Annotated in this window: 25 protein-coding genes; 5 read left to right on the forward strand and 20 right to left on the reverse strand. The window is 69.8% G+C overall.

Annotated elements, in window-relative coordinates; translation table 11 throughout:
• Positions 1-5 precede the first annotated feature (5 nt).
• The 6 genes from C8P69_RS06205 to ftsW all read right to left on the reverse strand — a co-directional run bounded on the left by C8P69_RS06205 (position 6) and on the right by ftsW (position 5,378).
• On the reverse strand, positions 6-455 hold the full coding sequence (locus C8P69_RS06205; RefSeq protein WP_108174985.1) for a helix-turn-helix domain-containing protein: 450 nt from the start codon (positions 453-455) through the stop codon (positions 6-8).
• Positions 445-702 carry a type II toxin-antitoxin system RelE family toxin gene (locus tag C8P69_RS06210; RefSeq protein ID WP_108174986.1) on the reverse strand — a complete coding sequence of 86 codons (258 nt, stop codon included), beginning with the start codon at positions 700-702 and terminating at the stop codon, positions 445-447. The genes C8P69_RS06205 and C8P69_RS06210 overlap by 11 nt, the downstream gene beginning before the upstream one ends.
• A complete protein-coding gene (gene murB / locus C8P69_RS06215; protein ID WP_108174987.1) occupies positions 699-1,640 on the reverse strand; it encodes a UDP-N-acetylmuramate dehydrogenase in 942 nt (313 codons plus the stop codon). The genes C8P69_RS06210 and murB overlap by 4 nt, the downstream gene beginning before the upstream one ends.
• Positions 1,637-3,046, reverse strand: coding sequence for a UDP-N-acetylmuramate--L-alanine ligase (gene murC, locus C8P69_RS06220; RefSeq protein WP_108174988.1), 1,410 nt, complete (start codon positions 3,044-3,046; stop codon positions 1,637-1,639). The genes murB and murC overlap by 4 nt, the downstream gene beginning before the upstream one ends.
• 78 nt (positions 3,047-3,124) lie before the next feature.
• On the reverse strand, positions 3,125-4,228 hold the full coding sequence (murG, locus tag C8P69_RS06225) for an undecaprenyldiphospho-muramoylpentapeptide beta-N-acetylglucosaminyltransferase (RefSeq protein WP_108174989.1): 1,104 nt from the start codon (positions 4,226-4,228) through the stop codon (positions 3,125-3,127).
• Position 4,229: 1 nt separating this feature from the next.
• The gene (gene ftsW, locus C8P69_RS06230; protein WP_108174990.1) at positions 4,230-5,378 is read right to left on the reverse strand and encodes a putative lipid II flippase FtsW; all 1,149 of its coding nucleotides are present in this window, start codon (positions 5,376-5,378) and stop codon (positions 4,230-4,232) included.
• A gap of 159 nt (positions 5,379-5,537) precedes the next feature.
• Between ftsW and C8P69_RS06235 the strand changes: the two genes are divergently transcribed.
• Positions 5,538-5,771 (forward strand): AbrB/MazE/SpoVT family DNA-binding domain-containing protein, encoded by a 234-nt coding sequence (locus tag C8P69_RS06235; RefSeq protein WP_108174991.1) that lies wholly within the window; start codon positions 5,538-5,540, stop codon positions 5,769-5,771.
• Positions 5,772-6,179: a type II toxin-antitoxin system VapC family toxin gene (locus C8P69_RS06240; protein WP_108174992.1), complete on the forward strand. Its 408-nt coding sequence runs from the start codon at positions 5,772-5,774 to the stop codon at positions 6,177-6,179.
• Positions 6,180-6,182: 3 nt separating this feature from the next.
• Here the strand turns inward: C8P69_RS06240 and murD are convergent, their stop codons facing one another.
• The 10 genes from murD to C8P69_RS06290 all read right to left on the reverse strand — a co-directional run bounded on the left by murD (position 6,183) and on the right by C8P69_RS06290 (position 17,627).
• A complete protein-coding gene (gene murD, locus C8P69_RS06245; RefSeq protein WP_108174993.1) occupies positions 6,183-7,577 on the reverse strand; it encodes a UDP-N-acetylmuramoyl-L-alanine--D-glutamate ligase in 1,395 nt (464 codons plus the stop codon).
• Positions 7,578-7,740: 163 nt separating this feature from the next.
• Entirely contained in the window at positions 7,741-8,823 is a 1,083-nt protein-coding gene (gene mraY, locus C8P69_RS06250; RefSeq protein WP_108174994.1) for a phospho-N-acetylmuramoyl-pentapeptide-transferase, read from the reverse strand.
• Positions 8,824-8,956: 133 nt separating this feature from the next.
• The gene (locus C8P69_RS06255) at positions 8,957-10,396 is read right to left on the reverse strand and encodes a UDP-N-acetylmuramoylalanyl-D-glutamyl-2,6-diaminopimelate--D-alanyl-D-alanine ligase (protein WP_108174995.1); all 1,440 of its coding nucleotides are present in this window, start codon (positions 10,394-10,396) and stop codon (positions 8,957-8,959) included.
• A complete protein-coding gene (locus tag C8P69_RS06260) occupies positions 10,393-11,877 on the reverse strand; it encodes a UDP-N-acetylmuramoyl-L-alanyl-D-glutamate--2,6-diaminopimelate ligase (RefSeq protein WP_425440747.1) in 1,485 nt (494 codons plus the stop codon). The genes C8P69_RS06255 and C8P69_RS06260 overlap by 4 nt, the downstream gene beginning before the upstream one ends.
• Before the next feature lie 93 nt (positions 11,878-11,970).
• Entirely contained in the window at positions 11,971-13,737 is a 1,767-nt protein-coding gene (locus tag C8P69_RS06265) for a peptidoglycan D,D-transpeptidase FtsI family protein (protein WP_108174997.1), read from the reverse strand.
• Positions 13,737-14,141, reverse strand: a complete 405-nt coding sequence (gene ftsL, locus C8P69_RS06270; protein WP_245901888.1) for a cell division protein FtsL — start codon at positions 14,139-14,141, stop codon at positions 13,737-13,739. The genes C8P69_RS06265 and ftsL overlap by 1 nt, the downstream gene beginning before the upstream one ends.
• A complete protein-coding gene (rsmH, locus tag C8P69_RS06275; protein WP_425440748.1) occupies positions 14,138-15,103 on the reverse strand; it encodes a 16S rRNA (cytosine(1402)-N(4))-methyltransferase RsmH in 966 nt (321 codons plus the stop codon). Before rsmH ends, ftsL begins: the two co-directional genes overlap by 4 nt.
• Before the next feature lie 272 nt (positions 15,104-15,375).
• Positions 15,376-15,993 (reverse strand): HdeD family acid-resistance protein, encoded by a 618-nt coding sequence (locus C8P69_RS06280; protein ID WP_108174999.1) that lies wholly within the window; start codon positions 15,991-15,993, stop codon positions 15,376-15,378.
• Between the two features lie 70 nt (positions 15,994-16,063).
• A complete protein-coding gene (locus C8P69_RS06285; protein ID WP_108175000.1) occupies positions 16,064-16,807 on the reverse strand; it encodes a M15 family metallopeptidase in 744 nt (247 codons plus the stop codon).
• 40 nt (positions 16,808-16,847) lie between these two features.
• Positions 16,848-17,627, reverse strand: coding sequence for a peptidoglycan recognition protein family protein (locus C8P69_RS06290; RefSeq protein WP_108175001.1), 780 nt, complete (start codon positions 17,625-17,627; stop codon positions 16,848-16,850).
• Between the two features lie 172 nt (positions 17,628-17,799).
• Here C8P69_RS06290 and C8P69_RS06295 point away from each other — a divergent pair, with 172 nt between their 5' ends.
• From C8P69_RS06295 to C8P69_RS06305, 3 genes are all read left to right on the forward strand, one after another.
• Positions 17,800-18,363, forward strand: a complete 564-nt coding sequence (locus C8P69_RS06295; RefSeq protein WP_108175002.1) for a DUF4337 domain-containing protein — start codon at positions 17,800-17,802, stop codon at positions 18,361-18,363.
• Positions 18,364-18,374: 11 nt separating this feature from the next.
• Positions 18,375-18,716 carry a DHCW motif cupin fold protein gene (locus C8P69_RS06300; protein WP_108175003.1) on the forward strand — a complete coding sequence of 114 codons (342 nt, stop codon included), beginning with the start codon at positions 18,375-18,377 and terminating at the stop codon, positions 18,714-18,716.
• A gap of 123 nt (positions 18,717-18,839) precedes the next feature.
• Entirely contained in the window at positions 18,840-19,208 is a 369-nt protein-coding gene (locus C8P69_RS06305) for a hypothetical protein (RefSeq protein ID WP_146167293.1), read from the forward strand.
• A gap of 1 nt (position 19,209) precedes the next feature.
• Here the strand turns inward: C8P69_RS06305 and C8P69_RS06310 are convergent, their stop codons facing one another.
• The 4 genes from C8P69_RS06310 to C8P69_RS06330 all read right to left on the reverse strand — a co-directional run bounded on the left by C8P69_RS06310 (position 19,210) and on the right by C8P69_RS06330 (position 23,914).
• Positions 19,210-19,851 carry a GNAT family N-acetyltransferase gene (locus C8P69_RS06310; RefSeq protein ID WP_108175005.1) on the reverse strand — a complete coding sequence of 214 codons (642 nt, stop codon included), beginning with the start codon at positions 19,849-19,851 and terminating at the stop codon, positions 19,210-19,212.
• The gene (locus tag C8P69_RS06315) at positions 19,848-21,116 is read right to left on the reverse strand and encodes a M16 family metallopeptidase (RefSeq protein ID WP_108175006.1); all 1,269 of its coding nucleotides are present in this window, start codon (positions 21,114-21,116) and stop codon (positions 19,848-19,850) included. Before C8P69_RS06315 ends, C8P69_RS06310 begins: the two co-directional genes overlap by 4 nt.
• A 64-nt stretch (positions 21,117-21,180) precedes the next feature.
• A complete protein-coding gene (locus C8P69_RS06320; protein ID WP_146167294.1) occupies positions 21,181-22,110 on the reverse strand; it encodes a hypothetical protein in 930 nt (309 codons plus the stop codon).
• A gap of 388 nt (positions 22,111-22,498) precedes the next feature.
• Positions 22,499-23,914 carry an amidase gene (locus C8P69_RS06330; protein ID WP_108175009.1) on the reverse strand — a complete coding sequence of 472 codons (1,416 nt, stop codon included), beginning with the start codon at positions 23,912-23,914 and terminating at the stop codon, positions 22,499-22,501.
• Between the last annotated feature and the right edge of the window lie 143 nt (positions 23,915-24,057).

Raw genomic sequence — 24,057 nt, forward strand, 5'->3', positions numbered from 1 at the left:
AACCTTCAGGATGCTGGGCCGGAGGCGTTGCCGGCGTCGGTGATGTCGTCGTGCCCCTGCCGGACGAGATCGTCGAGGTCGATGCGCAGGACGCGGGCGATGCGGGCCATGGTCTCGAGCGTGCCTTCGCGGCGGCCGGTCTCGATCTGGCTGAGATAGGAGGGGCTGATGAGGGCGGCTTCGGCAAGATCCTTGACCGACAGGCCGCGGTGCTCGCGCCAGACCCTCACCGGGTGCTCGTCGCCCAGAAGGCGCAGGGCAATGGCCGCAGGCACCATCTCGTCCTCGCCTGCGGCAAGCTTGCGCATGGCCTCGTCATAGGCGGCGACATCGGCGAGGTCCTCGGCGGCCTCGACCAGCCGCTCATATTCCGCAAGCGGCAGCAGGACGAGATCCTCGCCGCCGGGAGTGATGATACGCTTGGCGAGGGTCACTGGTGTTTCCTCACGGCTCATAGACGCTGCCACGCGGACCGATGGCGAGAACGTCGAGGACATTACCGTTGTCGTCGAAGATCACCCGCCAGTCGCCGACCCGCAGCCGGAAACCGGGGCGACCCTGTAGCCGCTTGACCTGCGGCGCCAGTTGCTCCGGAAAGGCCGCAAGCTGGTCGATCTTCTGCATGACCCGTCTCGCCTCGCTGGCTGGCATACGACGGAGCGCACGAAGCGCTTCCTTTCGATATGCCACCTGTCGCGTCATCTTTCCATTGCTTTCTGCAACGGAACCCCCACCCGCTTGATCTCCCAGTGCAGCTCAACGCCGCTCGTCTCCTTCACCCGGCGGCGGACCTCCTCGCCCAGCGCCTCGATATCGGCGGCGGTGGCGGTGCCGGTGTTGATGAGGAAGTTGCAGTGCATCTCGGAGACCTGCGCGCCGCCGAGGCGGAGGCCCCTGCAGCCCGCGGCATCGACCAACTTCCAGGCGGAATGGCCGGGCGGGTTTTTGAAGGTGGAGCCACCGGTCTTCTCGCGGATCGGCTGGACCGTCTCGCGGTGGTGCTGGACGGCGTCCATGCGCTCGCGGATGACGGCTGGGTCAGTCGGCACGCCCTCGAACACGGCGCCGGTGAAGATCACCGGGCGGCCGACGGCGGAAGCGCGATAGGTGAAGTTCATCGCGGCGTTGGAGAAGGTCAGCTGCTCGCCCTCGCGGGTGACCGCGCGCGCCTCCACCAGCACGTCCTTGGTCTCGCCGCCATTGGCGCCGGCATTCATGACGAGCGCACCGCCGATCGTGCCGGGAATGCCGAAGTAGAATTCCAGCCCCCCGAGGCCCGCTGCGGCGGCGGCCTCCGCCACGCGCTTGTCGGGCGCCACCGCCCCGGCATGGATGCGCGTGCCCTCGACCGTCACCTCGCCGAAGCCGCGGGGCCTTAGGCGGATGACGATGCCCGGCACGCCGCCGTCACGGACAATGAGGTTGGAGCCGACGCCGATCGGCATGACCGGCATGTCCGCCGGTAGGCGGGAGAGGAGATAGGCGAGGTCCGCCGCGTCATCGGGCGTGCAGAGCACCTGCGCCGGCCCGCCGACGCGGAACCAGGTGAGCGGCGCCAGCGGCTCGTTGGCGACGAGGCGGCCGCGGAAATCCGGCGCCAGGTCGCGGATCAGCGGCGTGATGTCGTCGAACACGCTCACCCTCGCGCCAGGGCTTCGAGCTCGCCCGGCAGGGCATAGGCCCACTGGGTGATGGTGCCGGCGCCGAGGCAGATGACGTAGTCGCCGGGCTTGGCGAGGCCCGCCACGAGGCTGGCGAGCCGCTGCGGGCTCTCCATCGGCATGACCGACTTGTGGCCACGCATCTTCAGGCCCGAGACGAGGTCGTCGCGCGAGGCGCCGGGAATGGGCTGTTCGCCCGCGGCATAGACATCGGCCACGATGACGTGGTCGGCGTCGTTGAAACAGGTGCAGAACTCGTTGAAGAGCGAGGACAGCCGCGTGTAGCGATGCGGCTGGACGACGGCGATGACCTGTTTGTCAGTGGAGGCGCGGGCGGCCTTCAGCACCGCCGCGATCTCCACGGGATGGTGGCCGTAATCGTCGTAGATGGTGGCCCCGTTCCACTCGCCGGTGCGGGTGAAGCGGCGCTTCACGCCGCCGAAGCCGGCCAGCGCCTTGCGGATCTGCGGACCGGCCATGCCGAGCTCGCGGGCAACCGCGATGGCGGCGGTGGCGTTCAGGGCGTTGTGGCGGCCAGGCATGGGCAGGACGAGCTCGTCGATCTCCTCGACCACGGCGCCGGTGCGGTCGCGGAACTGCACCTTGAAGCGGCAGCGGCCGCCGGAGAGGTCGACGTCGAGCAGGCGCACGTCAGCCTGCGGGTTCTCGCCATAGGTGATGACCCGGCGGTCGGCGATGGAGCCGACCATGTCCTGCACGACCGGATGGTCGATGCACATGACGCCGAAGCCGTAGAAGGGCAGGTTCTCGATGAAGGAGCGGAAGGCGGCCTTCACGGCGTCGAAATTGCCGTAATGGTCGAGATGCTCGGGGTCGATGTTGGTGACGATGGCGACATCGGCCGGGAGCTTCAGGAAGGAGCCGTCGCTCTCGTCGGCCTCGACCACCATCCAGTTGCCCGCGCCGAGGCGGGCATTGGTGCCGAGTGCGTTGATGATGCCGCCGTTGACGATGGTCGGGTCGAAGCCGCCGGCATCGAGCAGGGTCGAGACCATCGAGGTGGTGGTCGTCTTGCCATGGGTGCCGGCGATGGCGACGCAGGATTTCAGCCGCATCAGCTCGGCCAGCATCTCGGCGCGGCGGACGACCGGAATGCGGCGCTCGCGGGCGGCCACCAGCTCGGGATTATCTTTCTTGATCGCGGTGGAGACGACCACGACCTCGGCCGAGCCGAGGTTCTCGGCGGCATGGCCGATGGAGACGGTCGCGCCGCGGTCCTTCAACCGCTTGATCGTGTAGCCCTCGGCGGCGTCCGAGCCCTGGACCTTGTAGCCGAGGTTGAGCAGGACCTCGGCAATGCCGGACATGCCGATGCCGCCGATGCCGATGAAATGGATGGGACCGATGTCGCGAGGCAGTTTCATGGGCGTCTTCTAGCGGATTCGGACGGCGTTTGAGTGCGGAAATGCGGCTGGAAGAAGGTGGTGAGGCAGAAGCGGCCCTCAGGCCGCAAGCCCCGCGGTCTTCACCACGAGATCGGCGAGGCGGTCGGCGGCATCGGCATGGCCCTGGGCGCGGGCGGCGGCAGCCGCAGCGGCGAGCGGGGTCGGATCGGCGAGGAGGCGCGTCAGCTCCCCGGCGAGCCAGTCGGGCGTGAAGTCCGCCTGCTTGACCACGGTCGCCGCGCCCGCCGAGGCCAGCGTCGCGGCGTTCATCAGCTGGTCCTGGTCGAGCGCATGGGGCAACGGCACGAGAATGGAGGGCCGGCCGATCACAGAGAGCTCGGCGACGGTGGAGGCGCCGGATCGGCCGATGACGAGATGGGCGGCCGCGATCCGCGCCGGCAGGTCGACGAAGAACGGGGCGACCTCGGCCATGACGCCGAGGCGGGAGTAAGCGGCTTCGACGGCTGCACGGTCTTCGGCGCGGGCCTGCTGGACGACGGTCAGGCGGGCGCGCAGGGCCGGATCCACCTGTTCCAGGGCCGGCGGCACGATCTCGCTCATGACGCGGGCGCCCTGGCTGCCGCCGAAGACGCAGAGGCGGAAGGGACCATCGGCGCGCGGCGCGTCATAGGGCGTGGCGGCCGCCTCGATGACCATCGGGCGGACGGGATTGCCGGTGAAGGTCGCCTTGGCGGCAAGGGTCGGGTTGCCGTCGAGCACCCCGGGAAACGAGGTGGCGATGGCGGTGACCCGGGTCGAGAGCTGGCGATTGGCGCGGCCCATCACGGCGTTCTGGTCATGGATGATCGTGGGCACGCCGACCTGGGTTGCCGCGAACATCGGCGGCAGGGTCGGATAGCCGCCGAAGCCGACCACGGCGACGGGCCTGAGGCGCCGCATCAGGCCGCGCGACGAGAGGTAGCCTCCGCCAAGGCGCCAGGCGGCGCGGGCAAGATCCAGCGGGTTCTTCGAGCCGATCGTCGCGGACGAGACGATATGCGTCGCCCGGGCGGGGAAGGCGCGGCCATATTTCTCGGCGCGCTCGTCGGTGACGAGGTCGACGGTGCAGCCGCGCGCCGCGAGCGCCACGGAGAGGGCCTCCGCCGGGAAGAGATGGCCGCCGGTGCCGCCGGCGCAGACGAGGACGAGCGGCTGGGTCATGTCAGGCCCTGCCCGCCTGATAGTGCCCGACCTCGGCCAGCGTCTCCGCCCTCGGTCGCCGCCGCGTCAGGGCGATGAGCATGCCCATCCCGAAGGCGAGCGCGATGAGCGAGGAGCCGCCATAGGACACGAAGGGCAGCGTCATGCCCTTCGGCGGGATGAGGTGGAGGTTGACCATCAGGTTGATGCAGCTCTGCAGGCCGAAGAGCATGGCAAGGCCGGCGACCGCGAAGCGACAGAACGGGTCCTCGTCGCGATAGGCATGGGAGAGCGAGCGCAGCACCACGAAGGCGAAGAGCGCGATGATGACCAGGCAGAGGATGGCGCCGAACTCCTCCGCCGCGACGGCGAAGATGAAGTCGGTGTGGCTGTCGGGGATGATGCGCTTCACCGTGCCCTCGCCCGGGCCCTTGCCGAACCAGCCGCCCTGCTGGAAGGCATCGAGCGCGACGTCGACCTGGAACGTGTCGGCGGTGCCGGGCTCCATGAACTTGTCGATGCGGCGGCGAACATGGGGGAAGGTGAAATAGGCGCCGACAATGCCGGCCGCGCCGACACCCGCGAGGCCGAAGACCCAGAGCCAGCGCATCCCCGCCATGAAGAACAGCGCCGCCCAGACGGCGGTGATCAGCGAGGTCTGGCCGACGTCGGGCTGGAGCACCAGCGGGGTGACGGTGGCGCCGAGCAGCAGCATGGCAAGCAGGTTCGCCGGCATTTCCGGGCGCTTGGCGCTCTCGGCGAAGAGCCAGGCGGCGAGGACGACGAAGGCGGGCTTGAGGAACTCGGAGGGCTGCAGGCCGATGCCGGCGAAGTTCAGCCAGCGGCGGGCGCCCTTGATCTCGGCGCCGATGAAGAGGGTCGCGACCACCAGGACCAGCGCGCCGAGGAAGGCGACGAAGGCGAGGCGCCGGATCCAGTAGGGCGACAGGAAGGAGGTGCCGATCAGCACCGCCGTGGCGGGGATCAGGAAGAAGACCTGGCGGTTGACGAAGTGGAACGTGTCGAGCCCGATCCGGTGGGCGACCGCCGGCGAGGCGGCGAGCGACAGCACGATGCCGGCCAGCATCAGGCCGAACAGGGCCGAAAGCAGCAGCCGGTCGACCGTCCACCACCATTCGCCGAAGGTGGTGCGTTCAGCCCTGGAGATCATGCGCCATCCCCGCCATGCGACATCCGCCCGCTGGAGCAGGCTTTCAGGAAATCTAAAGCGCGTGGCTCAACGCTTCGTTAACCGCGCGGGGGTGGGGCACCAGGCGATTGTCGGGTCCCGGCCATTGCCATAGATTGAGGGACAGAACAGGAGTGCTCCATGCGTGTCAGCGCCGAGGGGCAGGTCACCATTCCTGCCGACATTCGCGAGAAGGCCGGGCTGCGGCCCGACACAGAGGTCACCTTCGTGGTGGAGGGTTCGACCGTTCGGATCGTGCCGACACAGTCTCCTCTCCCACAGAGACGGGGCGAGCAACTCATCGCCCATCTCCGCGGCCGCGGAGATGTGAACATGACGACCGACGAGATCATGGCCCTCACACGCGGTGAGTGAATGGGCGGGGTCCTCGTTGACAGCAATGTCCTTCTCGACATCCTGACGACGGACCCGCGCTGGTACCGGTGGTCAGCCGCCACCCTTGCGCGCCTGACAGGGCGCGAGAAGCTGGTCATCAACCCGATCATCTTCGCCGAAGTGTCGCAGCGGTTCACCCGGATGGGAGACGCGGACGAAGCCTTGCCGTCGAAGGTGCTCGAGCGAGAAGAGATCCCGTATGAGGCGGCGTTCCTTGCGGGGAAAGCGCATCTCGCCTACCGGCGGAGCGGTGGCCAGAAGACATCGCCCTTGCCGGACTTCTTCATCGGCGCCCATGCAAGCGTTTCGGGATACCACTTGCTCACCCGTGATGTCCGGCGCTACCGGACCTACTTCCCGACACTGCCCCTTATCGCGCCGGACTGATCCTCACACCTTCTCCACGCCCGGCATGGCCAGCACGAGATCGCGGAAGGCCTTGCCGCGGACCTCGAAGTTCGGGAACTGGTCGTAGCTGGCGCAGGCCGGTGAGAGCAGCACGACCGGATGCGCGGCGCCGCCCGCCGCGGCATCGGCGGCGGCCATCGCGACGGCCTTGTCGAGCGTGCCTGCGACGACATGGGGGTGGCTCCCCAGCGTCACGGCGAAATCCTCGGCGGACTTGCCAATGAGGTAGCTCTTGGCGATGCGCGGGAAATAGGCCGCGAGCGGGGCGATGCCGCCCTCCTTCGGGGTGCCGCCGGCGATCCAGTAGATGTCGGAGAAGGCAGCCAGCGCCTTCTCGGCGGAATCGGCGTTGGTCGCCTTGGAATCGTTGACGAAGAGCACCTTGCCGAGCCGGCCGACCTGCTCCATCCGGTGGGCAAGGCCGGGGAAGGTCAGCATGGCCGCGACGATGGCCTCGTGCGACAGGCCGAGCGCCTCGCAGGCGGCATAGGCCGCCATGGCGTTCTGGGCATTGTGGGTGCCGCGCAGCGCGCCGCAGCCGGCAAGCGAGAAGCGCTTCACCACCGCGCCGGCGGCCACACGGAGGATGTCCGGTCCGTCGAGGCAGAGGCCGTCGGCGACGGGGTTGCGGATGGAGATGCGCAGCACGCGCCGCCCTGCCCGCTCGGCGCGGTCGGCCATGGCCTGGGTGTGGCGGTCGTCGATGCCGCAGACGACGGTGCCGCCCACGGGCACGCCGGCGACGAGGCGCTCCTTCACCCCGGCATAGAGGTCGAGCGTGCCGTGGCGGTCGAGATGATCCGGCGTCACGTTGAGGCAGATGCCGACGGACGGGTCGAGCGAGGGCGCAAGATCGATCTGGAAGGACGAGCACTCCACGACATGGGTGCGACCGGTGGCAGGCGGCGCCAGAGAGAGAACCGCCGTGCCGATATTGCCGCCCATCTGCGGGTCGCGGCCGGTCGCCGCGAGGATGTGGGTGACGAGCGCCGTCGTGGTCGACTTGCCGTTCGTGCCGGTGATGGCGACGAAGGGTGAGGCTGGCGCGGTGGCGCGCCGCTCGCGGCAGAAGAGCTCGATGTCGCCGAGAACCTCGACGCCGTGGGCATGGGCGAGGCCGACGCTCCAGTGCGGGGCGGGATGGGTCAGCGGCACGCCGGGGGCGAGGACCAGCGCCGCGACACCGGACCAGTCGATGGTGCGCAGGTCGGCGGTCTCGTGGCCGGCGGCAGCGGCCTTGTCGACCGAGGCGGGATTGTCGTCCCAGGCGATGACGCGGGCGCCGCCCTCGCGGAGCGCCGCGCAGGTGGCAAGGCCCGATCCGCCGAGGCCGAAGACCGCGACCGAGGCGCTGCGGAAGGTCGTGACCGGGATCATCGCGACGCCTCCGGCTGCAACACCCCGTCATCCCCGGCCGAGCGCAGCGAGGGGAAGGGGATCCAGGGGCCGAAGGGCGCAGAGCCAAAGGCCCCTGGACCCCCTTCCCTCGTCGCCTTCGGCTCCTCGCCGGGGGTGACGGACAGGAGCATGCACATCCGGCTCACCGCAGCTTCAGGGTCGACAGGCCGGCGAGTGCCAGCACAAAGGCGATGATCCAGAAGCGCACGACGACCTGCGGCTCCGACCAGCCCTTCTTCTCGAAATGGTGGTGGATCGGCGCCATGCGGAAGACGCGCTTCCCCGTCAGCTTGAACGAGACGACCTGGACGATGACCGAGACGGCCTCCAGCACGAAGAGGCCGCCGACGACCAGCAGCACGATCTCGTGCTTCACCGCCACAGCGATGGTGCCGATGAGGCCACCCAGCGCCAGCGACCCGGTGTCGCCCATGAAGATCTGGGCCGGCGGCGCGTTGAACCACAGGAAGCCGAGGCCCGCGCCGATCAACGCGCCGATGACGACGATGATCTCGCCGGTGCCCGGCACGTGGGTGATCTGCAGGTAATTGGCGAAGAAGGCATTGCCGGAGAGATAGGCAATGATGCCGAAGGTGCCGGCCGCGATCATCACCGGCACGATGGCGAGGCCGTCCAGGCCGTCGGTGAGGTTCACGGCATTGCCGGACCCGACGATGACGAAGGCCCCGAAGAGGATCATCAGGTAGCCGATATTGACCGACAGGTCCTTGATGAAGGGGAAGAAGACCGAGGTGTTCAGCGGCTCGCGGGTCACCGACATGACGGCCGTGACGGCAAGGCCGGCGATGAGGAATTCGAGAGCGAGGCGCGCCTTGCTGGAGAAGCCGGCATGGGTCTGCTTCGTCACCTTCAGGTAGTCGTCATAGAAGCCGATGGCGCCGAAGCCGAGCAGGACGAAGAGCAGGATCCAGACATAGGGGCTTTTCAGGTTGGCCCATAGCAGGGTCGAGATGACGAGGCCCGAGAGGATCATGAGGCCGCCCATGGTGGGCGTGCCCTTCTTGGCGAGGTGGCTTTCCGGGCCGTCGGCGCGGATCGGCTGGCCCTTGCCCTGCTTGAGGCGCAGGAGCTGGATCAGCCCGGGTCCGAACAGGAAGACGAAGATGAGCGCCGTGACGATGGCGCCGCCGGTGCGAAAGGTGATGTAGCGGAACAGGTTGAGCGGCGAGAAGACGCCGGCAAATTCGGCAAGGAAGGCGAACATTGCGTCTGTCGTCTTTCTGTCGTGATCCGTCCCCGCCGCGCGAATCAGCGCCGCGGCCCGGCTTCCCCCGGCTCCGATATGCCCTGCGGGGCGGGCGAGGCAAAGCCCGCCGGTTCGCCCATGGCGATACCGGTCAGGTCGCGCCCTGCAGGTCCTCGGCCGGCACCGCCTCGTAGGTGGCCTTGAGCGTCTCGACAAGCGGCGCCATGCGGCTGCCGCGCGAGCCCTTCACCATCACCACGTCGCCGGGCTTGAGGCCGCGGATCACCAGCGGCTCCAGTTCGGCCGCCGTCGGCGCATAGCCGGCGCGGCGATGGGAGGGCAGGCGGTCCCAGAGATGGCGCATCATCGGGCCGGAGCAGAAGACGAGGTCGATGTTGCCCTTGTCGATGGGCTCGGCGAGTTCGGCATGGAGCCGCTCGGCATCATTGCCGAGTTCCAGCATATCGCCGAGCACGACGATGCGGCGCCCCTGCGGGCCCTTCGGCGCGCCGGCCAGCACCGAGATGGCGGCGCGCACCGAGACGGGATTGGCGTTGTAGCTCTCGTCCAGCAGCGTGAACGAGCCGGACGGCAGCCGGCGCAGGCTCTTCTCGCCCCGGCCGGCCACGGCACGGGTCTCGCCGAGGCTGAGGGCGGCCAGCGCCAGGTCGCAGCCCACCAGCTTGGCGGCGGCAAGGACCGCGAGCGAGTTCATGGCGAGGTGCTTGCCGGGAGCGCCGAACTTGTAGGTGACGTCGGTGCCCATGACGCGGGCGGAGACGGTGGAGCATTCCGCCGCCAGCACGATGCGCATGAGGCGGACATCGGCCTCCTCGTGCTCGCCGAAGGAGACGATGGTGTCGATGCCGGCGGCGCGGGCGGCCTTCGCGAGGCGCTCGTAGAAGCGGTTGTCGCGCGGCAGGACGGCGACGCCGCCATGCTCGACGCCGACGAAGATCTCGGCCTTGGCGTCGGCAATGGCCTCGATCGAGCCGAGGTTCTCGATATGGACGGCCTCGATGGCGGTGATGACCGCGACGTCCGGGCGGACCATGCGGGTGAGCGGGGTGATCTCGCCGGCATGGTTCATGCCGATCTCGAAGACGCCGAATTCCGCGCCCGCCGGCATGCGGGCGAGGGTCAGCGGCACGCCGATATGGTTGTTGAAGCTCTTCGGCGGGGCGTGGGTGCGGCCCTCGCGGGCGAGGACGCGGGCCAGCGTCTCCTTGGTCGAGGTCTTGCCGACCGAGCCGGTGATGCCGACGATCTTGGCGGCGGTGCGGGCCCGGGCGACGATGCCGGCCTTTTCCAGCGCCTTCAGAGGGTCGGCGACGGCGATATAGGCGCCGGGCGGGGCCGACTGCGCCCAGTCCTCGGAGACCACGGCGACGGACGCGCCCTTCGCCAGCGCCGCGCCAGCAAAGGCATGGCCGTCATGGGCGAGGCCCTTGATGGCGACATAGGCCTCGCCCGCATTCAGCGTGCGGGTGTCGATGGAGATGTCGGCGATGGCCGGGCCCGGCTTGCCGAGGATGCGGCCGCCCATGGCGCGGGCGAGGGCTTCGGTGGTCCACAGGGGCGGCTGGGTCATGCGGACGGGCCTTTCGCGGAACGGTCGGACGAGAAGTCACGGATCGCCGCAAGGGCGACCTCGTGGTCGGAGAATGGCAACGTCACGGAGCCGACGATCTGGCCGGTCTCGTGGCCCTTGCCGGCGATGACCAGGAGGTCGCCGGGCTGAAGGTCGCGCACGGCGGCGCGGATGGCCTCGGCGCGGTCGCCGATCTCCTCGGCGCCAGGCGCGTCGGCGAGGACCTGGGCACGGATAGCGGCCGGGTCCTCGGAGCGGGGATTGTCGTCGGTGATGATGACGCGGTCGGCCTTGTCCACGGCAATTCGGCCCATCATCGGCCGCTTGCCGGGATCACGGTCGCCGCCGCAGCCGACGACGACGACGAGCTTACGGGCCGCAAAGGGCCGTGCGGCCTCAAGCACCGTCTCCAGGGCGCCGGGCTTGTGGGCATAGTCGACGACCACCGGTGCGCCGTCCTTGGCGCCGACGAATTCGAGCCGGCCCTTCGCGCCTTCCAGCGTCTCCAGCGCGGCGAGCGCCTTGTCGGGATCGGTGCCGCAGCCGACCGCGAGGCCCGCGGCCACGAGGGCGTTCTCCACCTGGAAGCGGCCGAGCAGCGGGATCAGCACCTCGCTGTCACGGCCGAAGGCGCGCAGCTTCACGCGCTGGGAAGCCCCCTTGATCGTCTCGGAGAGGATGGCGATGCCGGTCTCACCGAAGGCCCTGTCGCGCCCGACCATCAGGAGGCGCTGGCCGCGCGCGCGGGCCGCAGCGGCGAAATGGTCGCCCTCCGGGCCGGCGACAACCACCGCCGTGCCGTCAGGCGGCAGGAGGTCGGTGAAGAGCCGCAGCTTCGCGGTTCGATAGGCCTCGAAGGTCTTGTGATAGTCGAGATGGTCGCGGGAAAGGTTGGTGAAGCCGGCAGCCTGGATGCGCACGCCGTCGAGCCGGTGCTGATCGAGGCCGTGGGACGAGGCCTCGAAGGCGACGTGGGTGACGCCCTCCCCCGCCAGCGTGTCGAGGGTCTGGTGCAGGGTCACCGGGTCGGGCGTCGTCAGGCCGCCATAGACCTTGCCGGAGGGGCGCACCACGCCGACCGTGCCGATGGAAGCGCTCGGATGGCCGTCGAAGGCGAAGATCTGGCGAACGAAGGCCGCAACCGACGTCTTGCCGGAGGTACCGGTGACGGCGGCGATGGTGCCGGGCTGGCGCGGATGGAAGCGGCTCGCCGCCAGAGCCAGCGTCCGGCGGGCATTGGCGACGCACACCACCGGCACATCGCCGATGGAGGCGGGCGCGGCGGGCGAATCGGTGACGATGGCGGCGGCGCCGGCGCGGGCCGCGGCCTCGGCATAGGCCATGCCGTCGGTCTTCTCGCCTTTCAGGGCAAAGAACAGGCTGCCCTTCGCCACGGCCCGGCTGTCGGCGGTGACGCCGGTGACGGGGGCTGCCGCGCCATTGCCGGGCGCCTCGTCGGCAAGCAGGTCCTTGAGGGTCAGGGTCGTCATGCAGGCTCTCGGATCGCGCGCATCAGCACGGGACAAGATGGCGGACTTTAGGCGGTGTCCCGGTCGGGGCGATGCGACCGAGGGTCACCGTCCCGGCATGCGGTAGCCGACCTGGATCGTCTGCATGGCCGGGGCAAGGTCGAAGCGCGGCTGCAGGCCGAGGAGCGGCGCGGAACGGGCGATGACGCGGCCGGCCGTCGGGGCGGCATTGAAGCCGGCGGTGGCGAGGCCATGGGTCTCGGGGATGCCGCGCGGCTCGTCCAGCATGACGAGCAGGAGGTAGCGCGGCTGGTCGGCGGGGAAGACCGCCATGAAGGAGTTGAGCTGCTTGTCCTTGGAGTAGCGGCCGCCGATCACCTTCTCCGAGGTGCCGGTCTTACCGCCGACGTAGAAGCCCTCGACATCGGCGCGCCGGCCGGAGCCGCGCTCGGAATTGAGGCGCATCAGGAAGCGCATGGCCTGCGAGGTCTCGGGACGGATGACCTGGCGCGAGGCAGCCTGGACCTGCTCGGGCGAGCGGCGCAGGAAGGTCGGCGTGATCAGCCGCCCGCCATTGACCAGCGCGGCGGTGCCCATGACCGCCTGGAGCGGGGCGACCGAGATGCCGTGGCCGAAGGAGACGGTGGCGGCGGTGATGTCGGCCCAGCGACGCGGTACGAGCGGCGCGGTGGAGGGGCCGATCTCGGTGACGACGCGGTCGAACTGGCCGAGACGGCGCAGGAAGGACCGCTGATGCTCTCCGCCGAGCGACAGCGCCATGCGGCTGGTGCCGATGTTGGAGGAATAGGTGAAGACCTCCGGCAGGGTGAGCACGCGCCGCTGGGCGTGGAAGTCCTTCACCTGGTGCCGGCCGACGGCCATGGGGAAGCGGGCATCGAAGGTCGAGTTGATGTTGAAGCGGCCGGAATCGATCGCCATGGCCGTCGTCAGCGACTTCATCACCGAGCCCATCTCGTAGACGCCGGTTGTGATGCGGTTGGCGCGGTCGAAACCTGCGGCGGTCGAGGGCTGGTTCGGGTCGTAGTCGGGGATCGAGGCGAGCGCGAGAATCTCGCCGGTATTGACGTCGACGATCACGCCGGCCGCCGCCTTGGCGCGGAACTTCTGGTGCGCCTGGATCAGCTCGTCGCGCAGCACGTGCTGGACGCGCAGGTCGATGGAGAGCTGCACAGCCGCCTGGTTGCGGTCGGTGACCAGGCCGGCGCGGTGCAGTTCGGCGAGGCCCTGGTTGTCGATGTAGCGCTCGATGCCGCCGAGGCCCTGGTTGTCGACATTGACCATGCCGAGGACGTGGGAGAGCGTCGGGCCGTTCGGGTAGGAGCGCTTGGCCTCGCGCAGGAAGCCGACGCCGGGAATGCCGAGGCGGTGGATCTGGTCGCGCTGGGCGGGCGTGATCTCGCGGCGCAGCCAGACGAAGCCCTTGCCGGAGCGCAGGCGCTCGCGCACCTCGCGGGCGTCGAGGTCGGGCAGGACGGCGGTGAGCAGTTCGGTGGCCTCGTCGACGTCGAAGCTCGCCGCGAGCTTCTTCGGCTCGGCATAGAGCGAGATGGCGCGCACGTCGGTGGCCAGCACCTCGCCGTTGCGGTCGAGGATGTCGGGGCGCGTCGAGGAGACTGCCTCGGCGCTGCGCACGCCCGACTGCGCGGAGCGGTCATAGCGCACGACATAGACGACGAGGCTGACGGCGATCACCGCATAAAGCGCACCGAAGCCGAGCATGGCGAGGCGCACGCGCGAGCGCGCCTTGCGCAGGCGCTCGGACTGCGGGCCGGCCAGCACCCACGCGAAGAAATGCCGGGTGCGCATCAGGAAGGAGGGGCGCGGCGGAGCTTCGGCGGTCATGTCGGTCATCAGCGGCCTCCTGCCGGGCGGCGCTGCGGCAGCGGCATGCCGCCCGGAATGGTGCCGGTGGTGATGCCGCCCTCGCCGCCGGCCTCCATGGCCTGCAGCATGGAGCCGATCGGATCGGGATCGATCACCGGCTTGTCGGGTAGGCCGGACAGGTCATGCAGCTGGTTGATGGCCAGCGGCCGGAGGCGGAGGTGCTTCTCCGCCAGCGCCTGCAGGCGGTCTGGGCTGTTGAGCTGAGCCCACTGGGCCTTCAGCTCGGCGATGGCCTCGCGCTCGCGGGTGATCTCGAGGCGAAGCTTCGCCACCTGCTCGCCGTGGCGCGTCGCCTCGTACTTGATGCGATAGACATAGGCCGCCGCCGTCACCAGCGCCGCAACCACGAGAATGTTGAGGAAGCGCATCATGGCCGGCGCCTCGCAGGGGCGGTGGTCCTGACCGCGGCGCGCAGCTTGGCGGAGCGGGCGCGCGGGTTGACGGCGCTCTCGGCCTCGGAGGCGGCGACAGCCTTGCGGTGGAGGAGCGTGAAGGTCGGCTCGGGCGCATGGACGGCGGGCGCATGGCGCGAGCCGGCGGGAGCCTTGCCGGACCGGTCGACGAGGAACTGCTTGACGATGCGATCCTCGAGCGAATGGAAGGTGACCACCACGAGGCGTCCGCCGGGCTTCAGCACCCGCTCGGCCGCGACCAGTGCCGTTTCCAGTTCGCCGAGCTCGTCGTTCACCGCGATGCGCAGCGCCTGGAAGGTGCGCGTCGCCGGGTGGATGTCGCCGGGCTTGGAGCGCACGACACGTCCCACGATGTCGGCAAGGCGCTTCGTCGTGGTGATCGGCGCTTCCGCGCGCTCGCGGACGATGGCCTTGGCGATATGGCGCGACAGGCGCTCCTCGCCATAGGTGTAGATGAGGTTGGCGAGGTCGGTCTCCTCGAGCCGCGCGACGAGATCGGCGGCGCTGTCGCCCTCGCGCGCCATGCGCATGTCGAGAGGCCCGTCGAAGCGGAAGGAGAATCCGCGGTCGGCCTCGTCGAGCTGCATGGAGGAGACGCCGATATCGAGCACGACGCCATCGACCGCGGCGTGGCCGCAATCGGCGGAAACCTCGTCGAGATTGGCGAAACGGTCGTGGACGAGGGTAAGCCGGCCGCCCGACGCCTCGACCAGCGCGGCGCCCGCGGCAATGGCGGTCGGGTCGCGGTCGATGGCGATGACGCGGGTGTCGGCAGCCGCGAGGATGGCGGCGGTATAGCCGCCGGCGCCGAACGTGCCGTCGATGATGATGTCGCCGTCGTGCGGCGTGAGGCTGCCCAGGACCTCGGCCAGCAGCACGGGCACGTGCCGGGGCGCGTCGCCCCTACCGTCCCTTGCCATGGCTGACGTCATGCCGCCCCTCCCGCGCGCCGCCCCCGGGAGGCGCTGGCGGGTCCGGGCGGTGCACCTCTCCCACGGCGGCGACGCGCGGCCGGGGCGCGTCGGAGGCGTGGGGATCGGCTGCTCGCTGCGGACCGGCATGGCATCACGGGCGTGGTGACGACGCCGTCCCGCCGGCCTTTCCGCGGGCATCGTGCCGTCAACGCCTGATTAACGCCGCCGGCCGTTAAGAAACGGTTTCCGTCAAGGGTTTGGTCACCATGACGGCTCGCTCACGCGACTGGCTTGGGATGCACGCCATCGAAGGTCGAGCGGATGGCGCGGGCGAGGAAGACATAGGACCAGCCCTGGAAAATCAGCTCCACCGCCAGGAAGGTGCCGAGCACCCAGGCCGCCGCCTGCGGCAGCTGGACGGCAATGACGATGCCGAGGAGCAGCGACAGGAGCCCCGAGGCGAGGATCCAGCCCCAGGCCACCATCGGACGCACCTGGAAGGCGGCGATGATGCGCAGAAGGCCGGTAGCGATCAGCATGGCGGCGCAGACCATGGTGAGGGCGATGACCGCCTGGAGCGGGTTGATGAAGACCAGGACGCCGGTGATCACATAGACCACGCCGATGCCGATCATGGTCAGCCGGCTCTGCCAGCCCGGGTGCCTGAAGGCGTCGACCAGAAGCACCGCGCCGCCCGCCAGCATCATGGCGCCGAAGGTGAGCGCGCTGACCAGCGAGAAGAGGTGCACGGCGACGAGGCCGAACAGCCCAAGCAGGATGAGGGCGATGCCCGCGGCCATGAGCCAGCCGGAATTGCGGCGGAGTGGCACGAGCTGGGAGCCGATGGAGGCGCCGGTGCGGGCGGTGTCGGTGGGGGCGGGCTGGACGTCGGTCATGGATCGGGCTCCTCGTGCTCCAACACAATGCGCCCGCGACGCGCCCGTTCCGTGACGGCCGTGCGTCACGTCATCGCTGGCCCCGCCGCACCACCGGGAAATCGAAGACGCGGGCGGGGAAGGGCTCGTTCACGAGCTGGAAGTGCCACCATTCCTTCGCATAGGCGCGGAAGCCATTGCGCTGCATCAAGGAGGCCAGCATGGCGCGGTTCGCGGCCGCCTCGCGGCCGATGCCGGGCGCGCGGACATGGGCGGCCGGGTCGAAGCAGTCATAGGAGGTGCCGAAATCGAGGGCGCCGTCGTCGAGGCGCTGGCCGGCGGGCGCGGTGCAGGCGCCACTCGCGAAGCCCGGCGCAGCACCAGCGCGCGCGATGCCGAGATCGACGGTCGAGCCACGGGAATGGGTGGAGCGGGAGGAGAGATAGCCCTCGACCGACAGGCGGGCCTTGTCGATGCCGGGATAGAAGACCGCCTTCATCCGCTGGTCGGTGGCGTCGCGGGTCCAGGCCATCATGTCGGCCACGGCGGTGGCAGGGCGGTAGCAGTCCCAGACGACGAGGGTCAGGCCCCGCGGCGCGATCTCCGCCTGGGCGCGGGCGAGCGCCTCGGCGGCGCGGCGGGTGAGGATGCACTCGCCGGCGAGATAGCCGGCGACGGGACGGCCGAGGAAATTGCGGGACCCGGCATAGCGGATGTCCTGCCGGATGGTCGGGGCGACCTCGGCGAGATGGACGAACCCGTCCGGCAGGGCCGACTGGGCGGAGACCGGAAGCGGCGCAGACAGGACGGCGAGCAGGGTGAGGATGGCGCGCATGGCGCGAGCCTCCCGCCGCGCCGGTGCTTTGGCAAGCCGGTCAGCGCGCTGCGAGGAGGTCCCGCAGGGTGCGCAGCGTCGATGCATCGGCCACGCCGTCGACGCGCTCCTGCCGCCAGTGGCGCTGGAAGGCGGTGACAACCGCTTCGGTCGGCGCATCGAAGACGCCGGTGACCTGCAGCCCGTAGCCCAGCATGCCGAACATGGCCTGCAAGGCCTGGATGGGCGGGCCCTCCTCGCCCAGGCGATAGGTCGGGCCCTCCTGGATCGGGGCCGGCGGCACCCAGAGGCCGACGCCCTCCTCCGCCAGCCGGGCCCAGGGAAACAGCTCGCCGGGATCCTGCTTGCGGCCGGGCGCGGTGTCGGAATGGGCGAGCACCCCCAGCGGCGGGATGTGACCGCGCCGCAGGAGGATGTCGCGCGCGAGATTGATGACAGCGGCGATCTGCGCATCCGGGAAGGGACGATAGCCCCATTCATGGCCGGGATTGACGATCTCGATACCGATGGAGCGGGAATTGACGTCCTCCCGGCCCTGCCATGAGCCGGCTCCCGCATGCCAGGCCCGGCGGCTCTCGGCGACGCACTGGATGATCTCGCCATCCTCGAAGACGACGTAATGGGCGGAGACGCGCGGCGCATGCGGGTCGCACAGGCGCCTCAGCGCCGCCATGCCATCGGTCATGCCGGTATAGTGCAGGAGCAGGATGTCGATGCTCGCCCGCCGCTCGTCATGGTTCGGCGAGGGGGCAAGGCCCGTCGCCCAGGGCGAATCCGGGCGTTCCAGGGCCTCGTCGTGATGGTCGTGGTGATCGCTCATGCCGGGCCTCTCGCCCCCTTGCGACCGCGCGGCGGTCGACGGGCTGTCATGAAGGCTGTTTAGGACGCCCCGGCCCGTCCCGCCAAGCGGGGACGTGGCAAGGCGCCGCTTGCGCCGCGGCACGGCGGCGGGCAAAGCATGCATCCTCCGTCTCACCCAAGGGAATCACACCATGTCCGGCCACGGTCATATGGACCCCTCCAACAAGACGATCGCCCTGCTGATCGCCGTCCTCGCGCTCTTCCTGGCCCTCGCCGAGACCGCCGCCAAGAGCTCGCAGACCGACGCCCTCAACGCCAATGTGGAAGCCTCGAACCTCTGGGCCTTCTTCCAGGCCAAGACGATCCGCATGACCGCGGTGACCACGGCCGCCGAGGACATGACCATCACCCGCAACCTCGTGGCCGACGAGGCCGCCAAGGCGGCGATGACCCGGCAGATCGAGACCTGGCAGGGCCGCGCCGCGCGCTGGGACAACGAGCCGGAGACCAATGAGGGCCGCCGCCAGCTCTCCGCCCGCGCCCAGGCGGCCGAGAAGAAGCGCGACGTCGCCTACAAGCGCTACCACGACTTCGAGATTTCCTCGGCGGCGTTCCAGATCGCCATCGTGCTGGCCTCGGCCGCGGTGGTGACCGGCGCCATGGCGCTGGCCTGGCTCTCGGGCGGCCTCGGCCTCGTCGGCATTGCATTCTCGGCCATCGGCCTGTTCAAGCCCGGCCTGATCCACCTGTTCTGAAGGCCCTCCCCATGAAGATGTCCGACATCCCCTTCGGCACGGTCGACTGGGAGACCGTCGAGCCGACGCGCCATCCCGGCGAGGTCGGCGAGGCGCTGTGGCGGACGCGGCATTTCGGTCCGGCGGACAATGCCATCCGGGTCAGGATGGTCGAATATTCGCCGGGCTATGTCTCCGACCACTGGTGCTCGAAGGGCCATGTGCTCTTCTGCCTGTCGGGCGAGCTCGAGACGAGGCTGGAGGACGGCCGCGTCTTCGTGCTGAAGCCGGGCATGAGCTACCAGGTGGCCGATGGCGCGGAAGCCCATCGCTCGACGGCGCCGAAGGGCGCGCGGCTGTTCATCGTCGACTGAGGCGGCGGGGGCTGCGCTCCCGCGAGGTCTTCGCGGGGCGGGAACCTCCTTCCCGCTCCCGGCGTATTGCATTGCAACATGGCCAATGGTGCCATGATGTCGATGAGACGCCGGGAGTTCTCCATGGATTCCATCCATCGCCAGGTGCGTGCCGCCGCCCTTCGGGACCTGTCGGTCGCCGTGCTCGCCGCCCTCGCCCTGATGTTCCACTTTGCCGCCGACCCGATCGCCGCGATGAAGGCGGGCGCCATCGGCTTCACCTTCGCCTCGCTGCTGATGATCGTGCGCATCGCCCGCGCCGAGCGGCAGAACGTGGTCGAGGGCGAGGTGTGGAACAATCTCGCCGCCGAGGAGCGCCCGCCGCTGCGCATTGCCCATCGCGAAATCCGCCGCGCGGAGTGGCAGGTCTGCGGGCTCTATGCCTGGTATGCCTCCGGCGTCTCGTTGGCCTTGTGGACGCTGGAGATCGGCGGCTGCCTGATGACGCTCTGACCTAGCCGATCGGGTCGCCCTGCACGAAGGCATAGAGCACGTGGTCCATCCACGTGCCGTTGATGCAGAGATACTGCCGCGCCAGGCCCTCGCGGGTGAAGCCGACGCGCTCCAACAGGCCCACCGAGACCGCATTGTGCGGCAGGCAGGCCGCCTCGATGCGGCGGAAGCCGAGCGTGCCGAAGGCATAGGGGATGATCGCCCGGACACCCGCGCTCATGTAGCCCTTGCCGGCATAGGCCTCGCCCATCCAGTAGCCGAGCGAGACCATCTGGGCGACGCCGCGCCGGACATTGGTGAGGGTGAGCCCGCCGACGAGAGCCCCGTCCTCGGCGCGGTGAAGGAAGAAGGCGTAGCCCTGGTCGTCGCGCCAGTCCTGGCGATAGCGGGCGATGCGGCGGCGGAAGGCCGGCCGGGTCAGGTCGTCGAGCGGCCAGGCCGGCTCCCAGGGCGCGAGGAAACGGCGGCTCTGCTCGCGCAAGGCCGCCCAGGCCTCGAAGTCGCCCATGTCGGGCAGCCGCAGCAGCACCTTCGGCGTCACGATCGGCTCCGGCGCGCTGTAGGCGAGGCCCACGGCGCGCAGCAGCGACAGCGGCTTCGCGGCGGCCGACCTTTGCGGCGGGGCCTTGGTGGGATGAGTCATGTCGGGCGGAATTGTTCCGCCAGCTTCCTCACCTTGTCCAGCCCGCGCTTGGGTCCGATGGCTGCAAAGGTCATGGGCGAGGAGCGCACCAGCCTTGCGCCGGCCGCGCGGGCATCCTCGACCGTCACCGCGTCGATCTTCGCGACGATCTCCTCCAGGGCGAAGGTCCGGCCGAAGATGAGCACCTGCCGGGCCATCTGGTCGGTGCGGGACGACGAGCTCTCCAGCGCGCCGAGGAGCCCGACCTTCATCTGCGCCTTGGCGCGGCCGACCTCCGCCTCGGTGGCGCCATCCACCGTGGCGTTGAGCACGTCCATGGTGAGGGTGACGAGGTCCACCGCATCGCCCGGGTCGGTGCCGGCGGAAATGCCGAAAATGCCTGTGTCGCTGTAGGACCAGTGGAAGGAGTGAATCTCGTAGCAGAGACCGCGCTCCTCGCGGACCTCCTGGAACAGGCGCGAGGAGAGCCCGCCGCCGAGCAGGTTGTTGAAGACGCCGACGGCATAGATGTCGGGATCGCGGTAGCTCATGCCCTCGAAGCCGAAGACGAGGTTCGTCTGCTCCAGCGGACGGGCCACCGTGCTGATGCCGCCGCGGTAGCGGGCGGGCTCGTTGGCCGGCGGGGCGTCCTTCGGCAGGACCTCGAAGGCGCGGCCGATGGCCTCGACGATGCGGTCGTGGTCGACCGCACCGGCGGCGGAGACGACCGCGCGCGGGGCGGAATAGGAGCGGCCCATATAGGCGCGCAGCTTGTCGGGCGTCGCCGACCGCACCGCAGCGGGGGTGCCGAGGATGGTGCGGCCGAGCGGCTGGGCCGGATAGGCCTCGGCGATGAAATGGTCGATGACGACGTCGTCCGGGTCGTCCTCGGCGGCGCCGATCTCCTGGACGATGACGTTCTTCTCCTTGACCAGCTCCTCAGGGTGGAACTGCGGATCGGTGAGGATGTCGGCGAGGATGTCGATGGCGACGGGCAGGTCCTCGCCCAGCACCTTGGCGTAGTAGGATGTGCTCTCCGAGGCCGTCGCCGCATTGAGATCGCCGCCGACCGCCTCGATCTCCTCGGCCAGGCCGCGCGGCGTGCGGCGCGTCGTGCCCTTGAAGGCCATGTGCTCGAGCAGGTGGCTGATGCCGTGCTCGTCGGGGCGTTCGTCACGGCCGCCGACGCCGAAGCTCACCTGGATCGAGGCCGTCTTGAGGTGGGGCATGGCGTCGGTGACGACGGTCAGGCCGGAAGGCAGCGTGGTCAGGCGCGTGGTCGACATTCTCACCCGGGGGTCGCGGCCGCCGGCTCATCCCGGGGCGAGCGGCGAACATAGTGTCAGCGGATCAGAACCGGAAGCCGCCGCTGAGCATGATGCGGCGGGTGACGACCCAGTTTTCCGCCCGCAGCGTCGCCGCGCCCGCCGTGGACGGGCCGCCGGTGGGCGTGCCGGTGACGGTGACGAGCTGGCCGGCCAGTTCCCGCATCAGGCTGGAGGAGGGCGAGAAGGCCGCCTCGATCTCGCCGTCGAGGCGCACGAAGACGCGGCCATAGGGCACCTCGAGGCCGGCGCCGAGAACGGCGGAGGGCAGCCAGCGCGTCGAGCGCCAGGCGACGACGCCGCCGCTGGTGCAGGTCACCGGCGGGCCGACCGCGCAGGACCTCGAGCCGGTGGCATCGAAATCGACCTGCTCGGCGAGGCGGGCCATGCCGAGGCCGGCGCGCACGAACGGCATGATGCCGGAAAAGGCGTAGCCGAGGCGGCCCGACAGGGCGAGGCCGGCGTCAAGATTGCCGCGATAGGCGCCGCTCGCCGTGTTGGTATAGGCGGACAGGCCGGGGATGGAGACGAGGGTGGAGCCGCCGAGGCGGCCATTGCCGCCCTCGCGGCCAAGGCGGCCGCGCAGCTCGAGGCCGGTGACGAGCCCGTTCGGGCCGCCGAAGTTCCAGCCCGCCATGGCATGGCCGGTCAGCCCGGCGAGATTGGCGGTGGTGCTGCAGCCTGAGGCGCCGCCAAGCGAGACCGGGCCGAGATAGGGCACGCCGACACCGGGGCAGGCGAAGCCGTCGACGAGGCTGAAGGCGCGCTTGGACGGCAGGCCATAGGCAAGGCCAGCGGCCAAATAGAAGCCACCGACGCCGCGGTTGGCGGCGGCAACCGCATCGAAATCGGGAATGGCGGAATGGCGAATATCGCGCTGCGCGGCGGCGGGCAGCGCCATGCCGGCCAGAACGACAACCAGGGCACAGAGCCGCTTCAGGGCGTGGCGAACCACGTCACTCTCCCATCCCGCGCGACCCGGGTCATGTTTAACACCGGGTGGACGGCGGGGGCGGAAAAGCTGCGGATGCGGTGGATGGTCCGTTAACGGGGGGGCGATGCTGATGACGACCGGGTCGGTCTAACCCCAACCGCAACCGTCACCCCCGGCGAGGCCCAAAGCAGAATGCTTTGAGGCCGAGGGAAGGGGGTCCAGGAGTGGCAGGCCACCTGCGTCCGAGCTTGATCAAAAAATCGGGGAAGAGATCGCGCAGAGGGCCCCTGGATCCCCTTCCCCTCGCTTCGCTCGGCCGGGGATGACGGGAGGAGGTTCAAGCGTCCCGGCCTTCGGCCGACCTCTCCCCGCCGGGGAGAGGTGAAGGGCGGCACCGAAGGCGCTTGCCTCAGCGCGGATCGACCGGCTTCACCGTGCCGAGGCCGAGGATGTCCTCGAGGATCTTGGCGCCGGCCAGCACCCGGTCCTCGCCATGGGGACGCGCCGCGACCTGCAGGCCGATCGGCCGGCCGTCCTTCGTGTAGCCGCAGGGCAGCGACAGGGCCGGACAGGACACCGTCGTCAGCGCATAGGCGATGGACAGCCACTGCACATAGTCGGGGAAGGTGTAGCCGTCGCACTCGGCGACGAAGCGCTGCTCGACCGGATAGGCGGCGACGATGGTGGCCGGCGTCAGCAGCAGGTCGTAGCGCTCGAAGAAGGCCAGCGTCCGCTGCAGCATGGCCTGCCGCTGCGCCTCCGCCTTCGTCATCTCCTCCATCGTGAGCTTGAGGCCCTTCTCGATGTTCCAGATGACCTCGGGCTTCAGCTTGTCGCGATGGGTCTTGAGCAGCTCCACCTTGGTGGTGGCGAAGGCATAGGCGCGCAGCGTGCCGAAGCACTCGTGGATCTCCGAGAAGTCCGGATGGGCCTCCTCGACGATGACGCCCGCCTCCTTGAAGCGCCTGGCCGCCTTCTCGGTGATGGCGCGCACCTCCGGGTCGACCGGGGTGATGCCGAGATCCGGCGACCAGGCGACGCGCTTCGGCTTCCACGGGCCGCGGAGCGCCGAGCGGAAGCTCTTGCGAGGGGCGGGAAGCGAGCGCGGATCGCGGTGGTCGTCGCCGCTCATGGCGTCGAGCAGCAGCGCGAGGTCGGCGACGGTGCGGGCCATGGGGCCCTCGACGCCGAGCGTCGAGTCGATCTTCGTGCCGGGCGTCGCGGCGACCCGCCCCGGCGAGGGGCGCAGGCCGACAATGCCGCAGAAGCTCGCGGGGTTGCGCAGCGAGCCGCCCATGTCCGAGCCGTGGGCGAGCCAGGCCATGCCGGTGGCGAGCGCCACCGCAGCGCCGCCGGAGGACCCGGCCGCCGACAGCTTGGTGTTGTAGGGGTTCACGGTGGCGCCGAAGACCTCGTTGAAGGTGTTGGCACCGGCGCCGAATTCCGGCGTGTTCGACTTGGCGTAGACGATGCCGCCCTGGGCCTCCAGCCGGTCGACGAGGACGTTGGAGACCTCCGGCACGAAGTCCTTAAAAATGGGAGACCCTTGCGTCGACAGCACGCCGGCGACGTCGGTGAGGTCCTTGATCGGCACCGGCATGCCCTGCAGCAGCCCGCGCTCGGCCGCGGGCTTCTTCATCAGGGCGCGGGCGTGCTTGCGGGCGCGGTCGAAGCAGAGGGTCGGCAGGGCGTTGACCTTGCCGTCCACCGCCTTCACCCGCTTCTCCAGCGTGTCCAGCAGGTCGAGCGGCGTCACCTCGCCGGCCTTGAGCAGCTTCACGATATCGGTGGCGCTCTTTGCGACGAGCGACATGTCGGCGGCCATGGATGCACTCCCCCCTTGGGTCTTCGTTGCCGGCACCGTGCAATGGCGCTCCCGCCGCGGCAAGCAGCGCGAAGGCGACGGGGGACATGCGCGGGGGGAATGGGTTGCGCGCCGCGCCAGTGCCGGCGCGACGCGCAGGCCAT

It is taken from the genome of Phreatobacter oligotrophus (assembly GCF_003046185.1).
Lineage (GTDB): Bacteria > Pseudomonadota > Alphaproteobacteria > Rhizobiales > Phreatobacteraceae > Phreatobacter > Phreatobacter oligotrophus.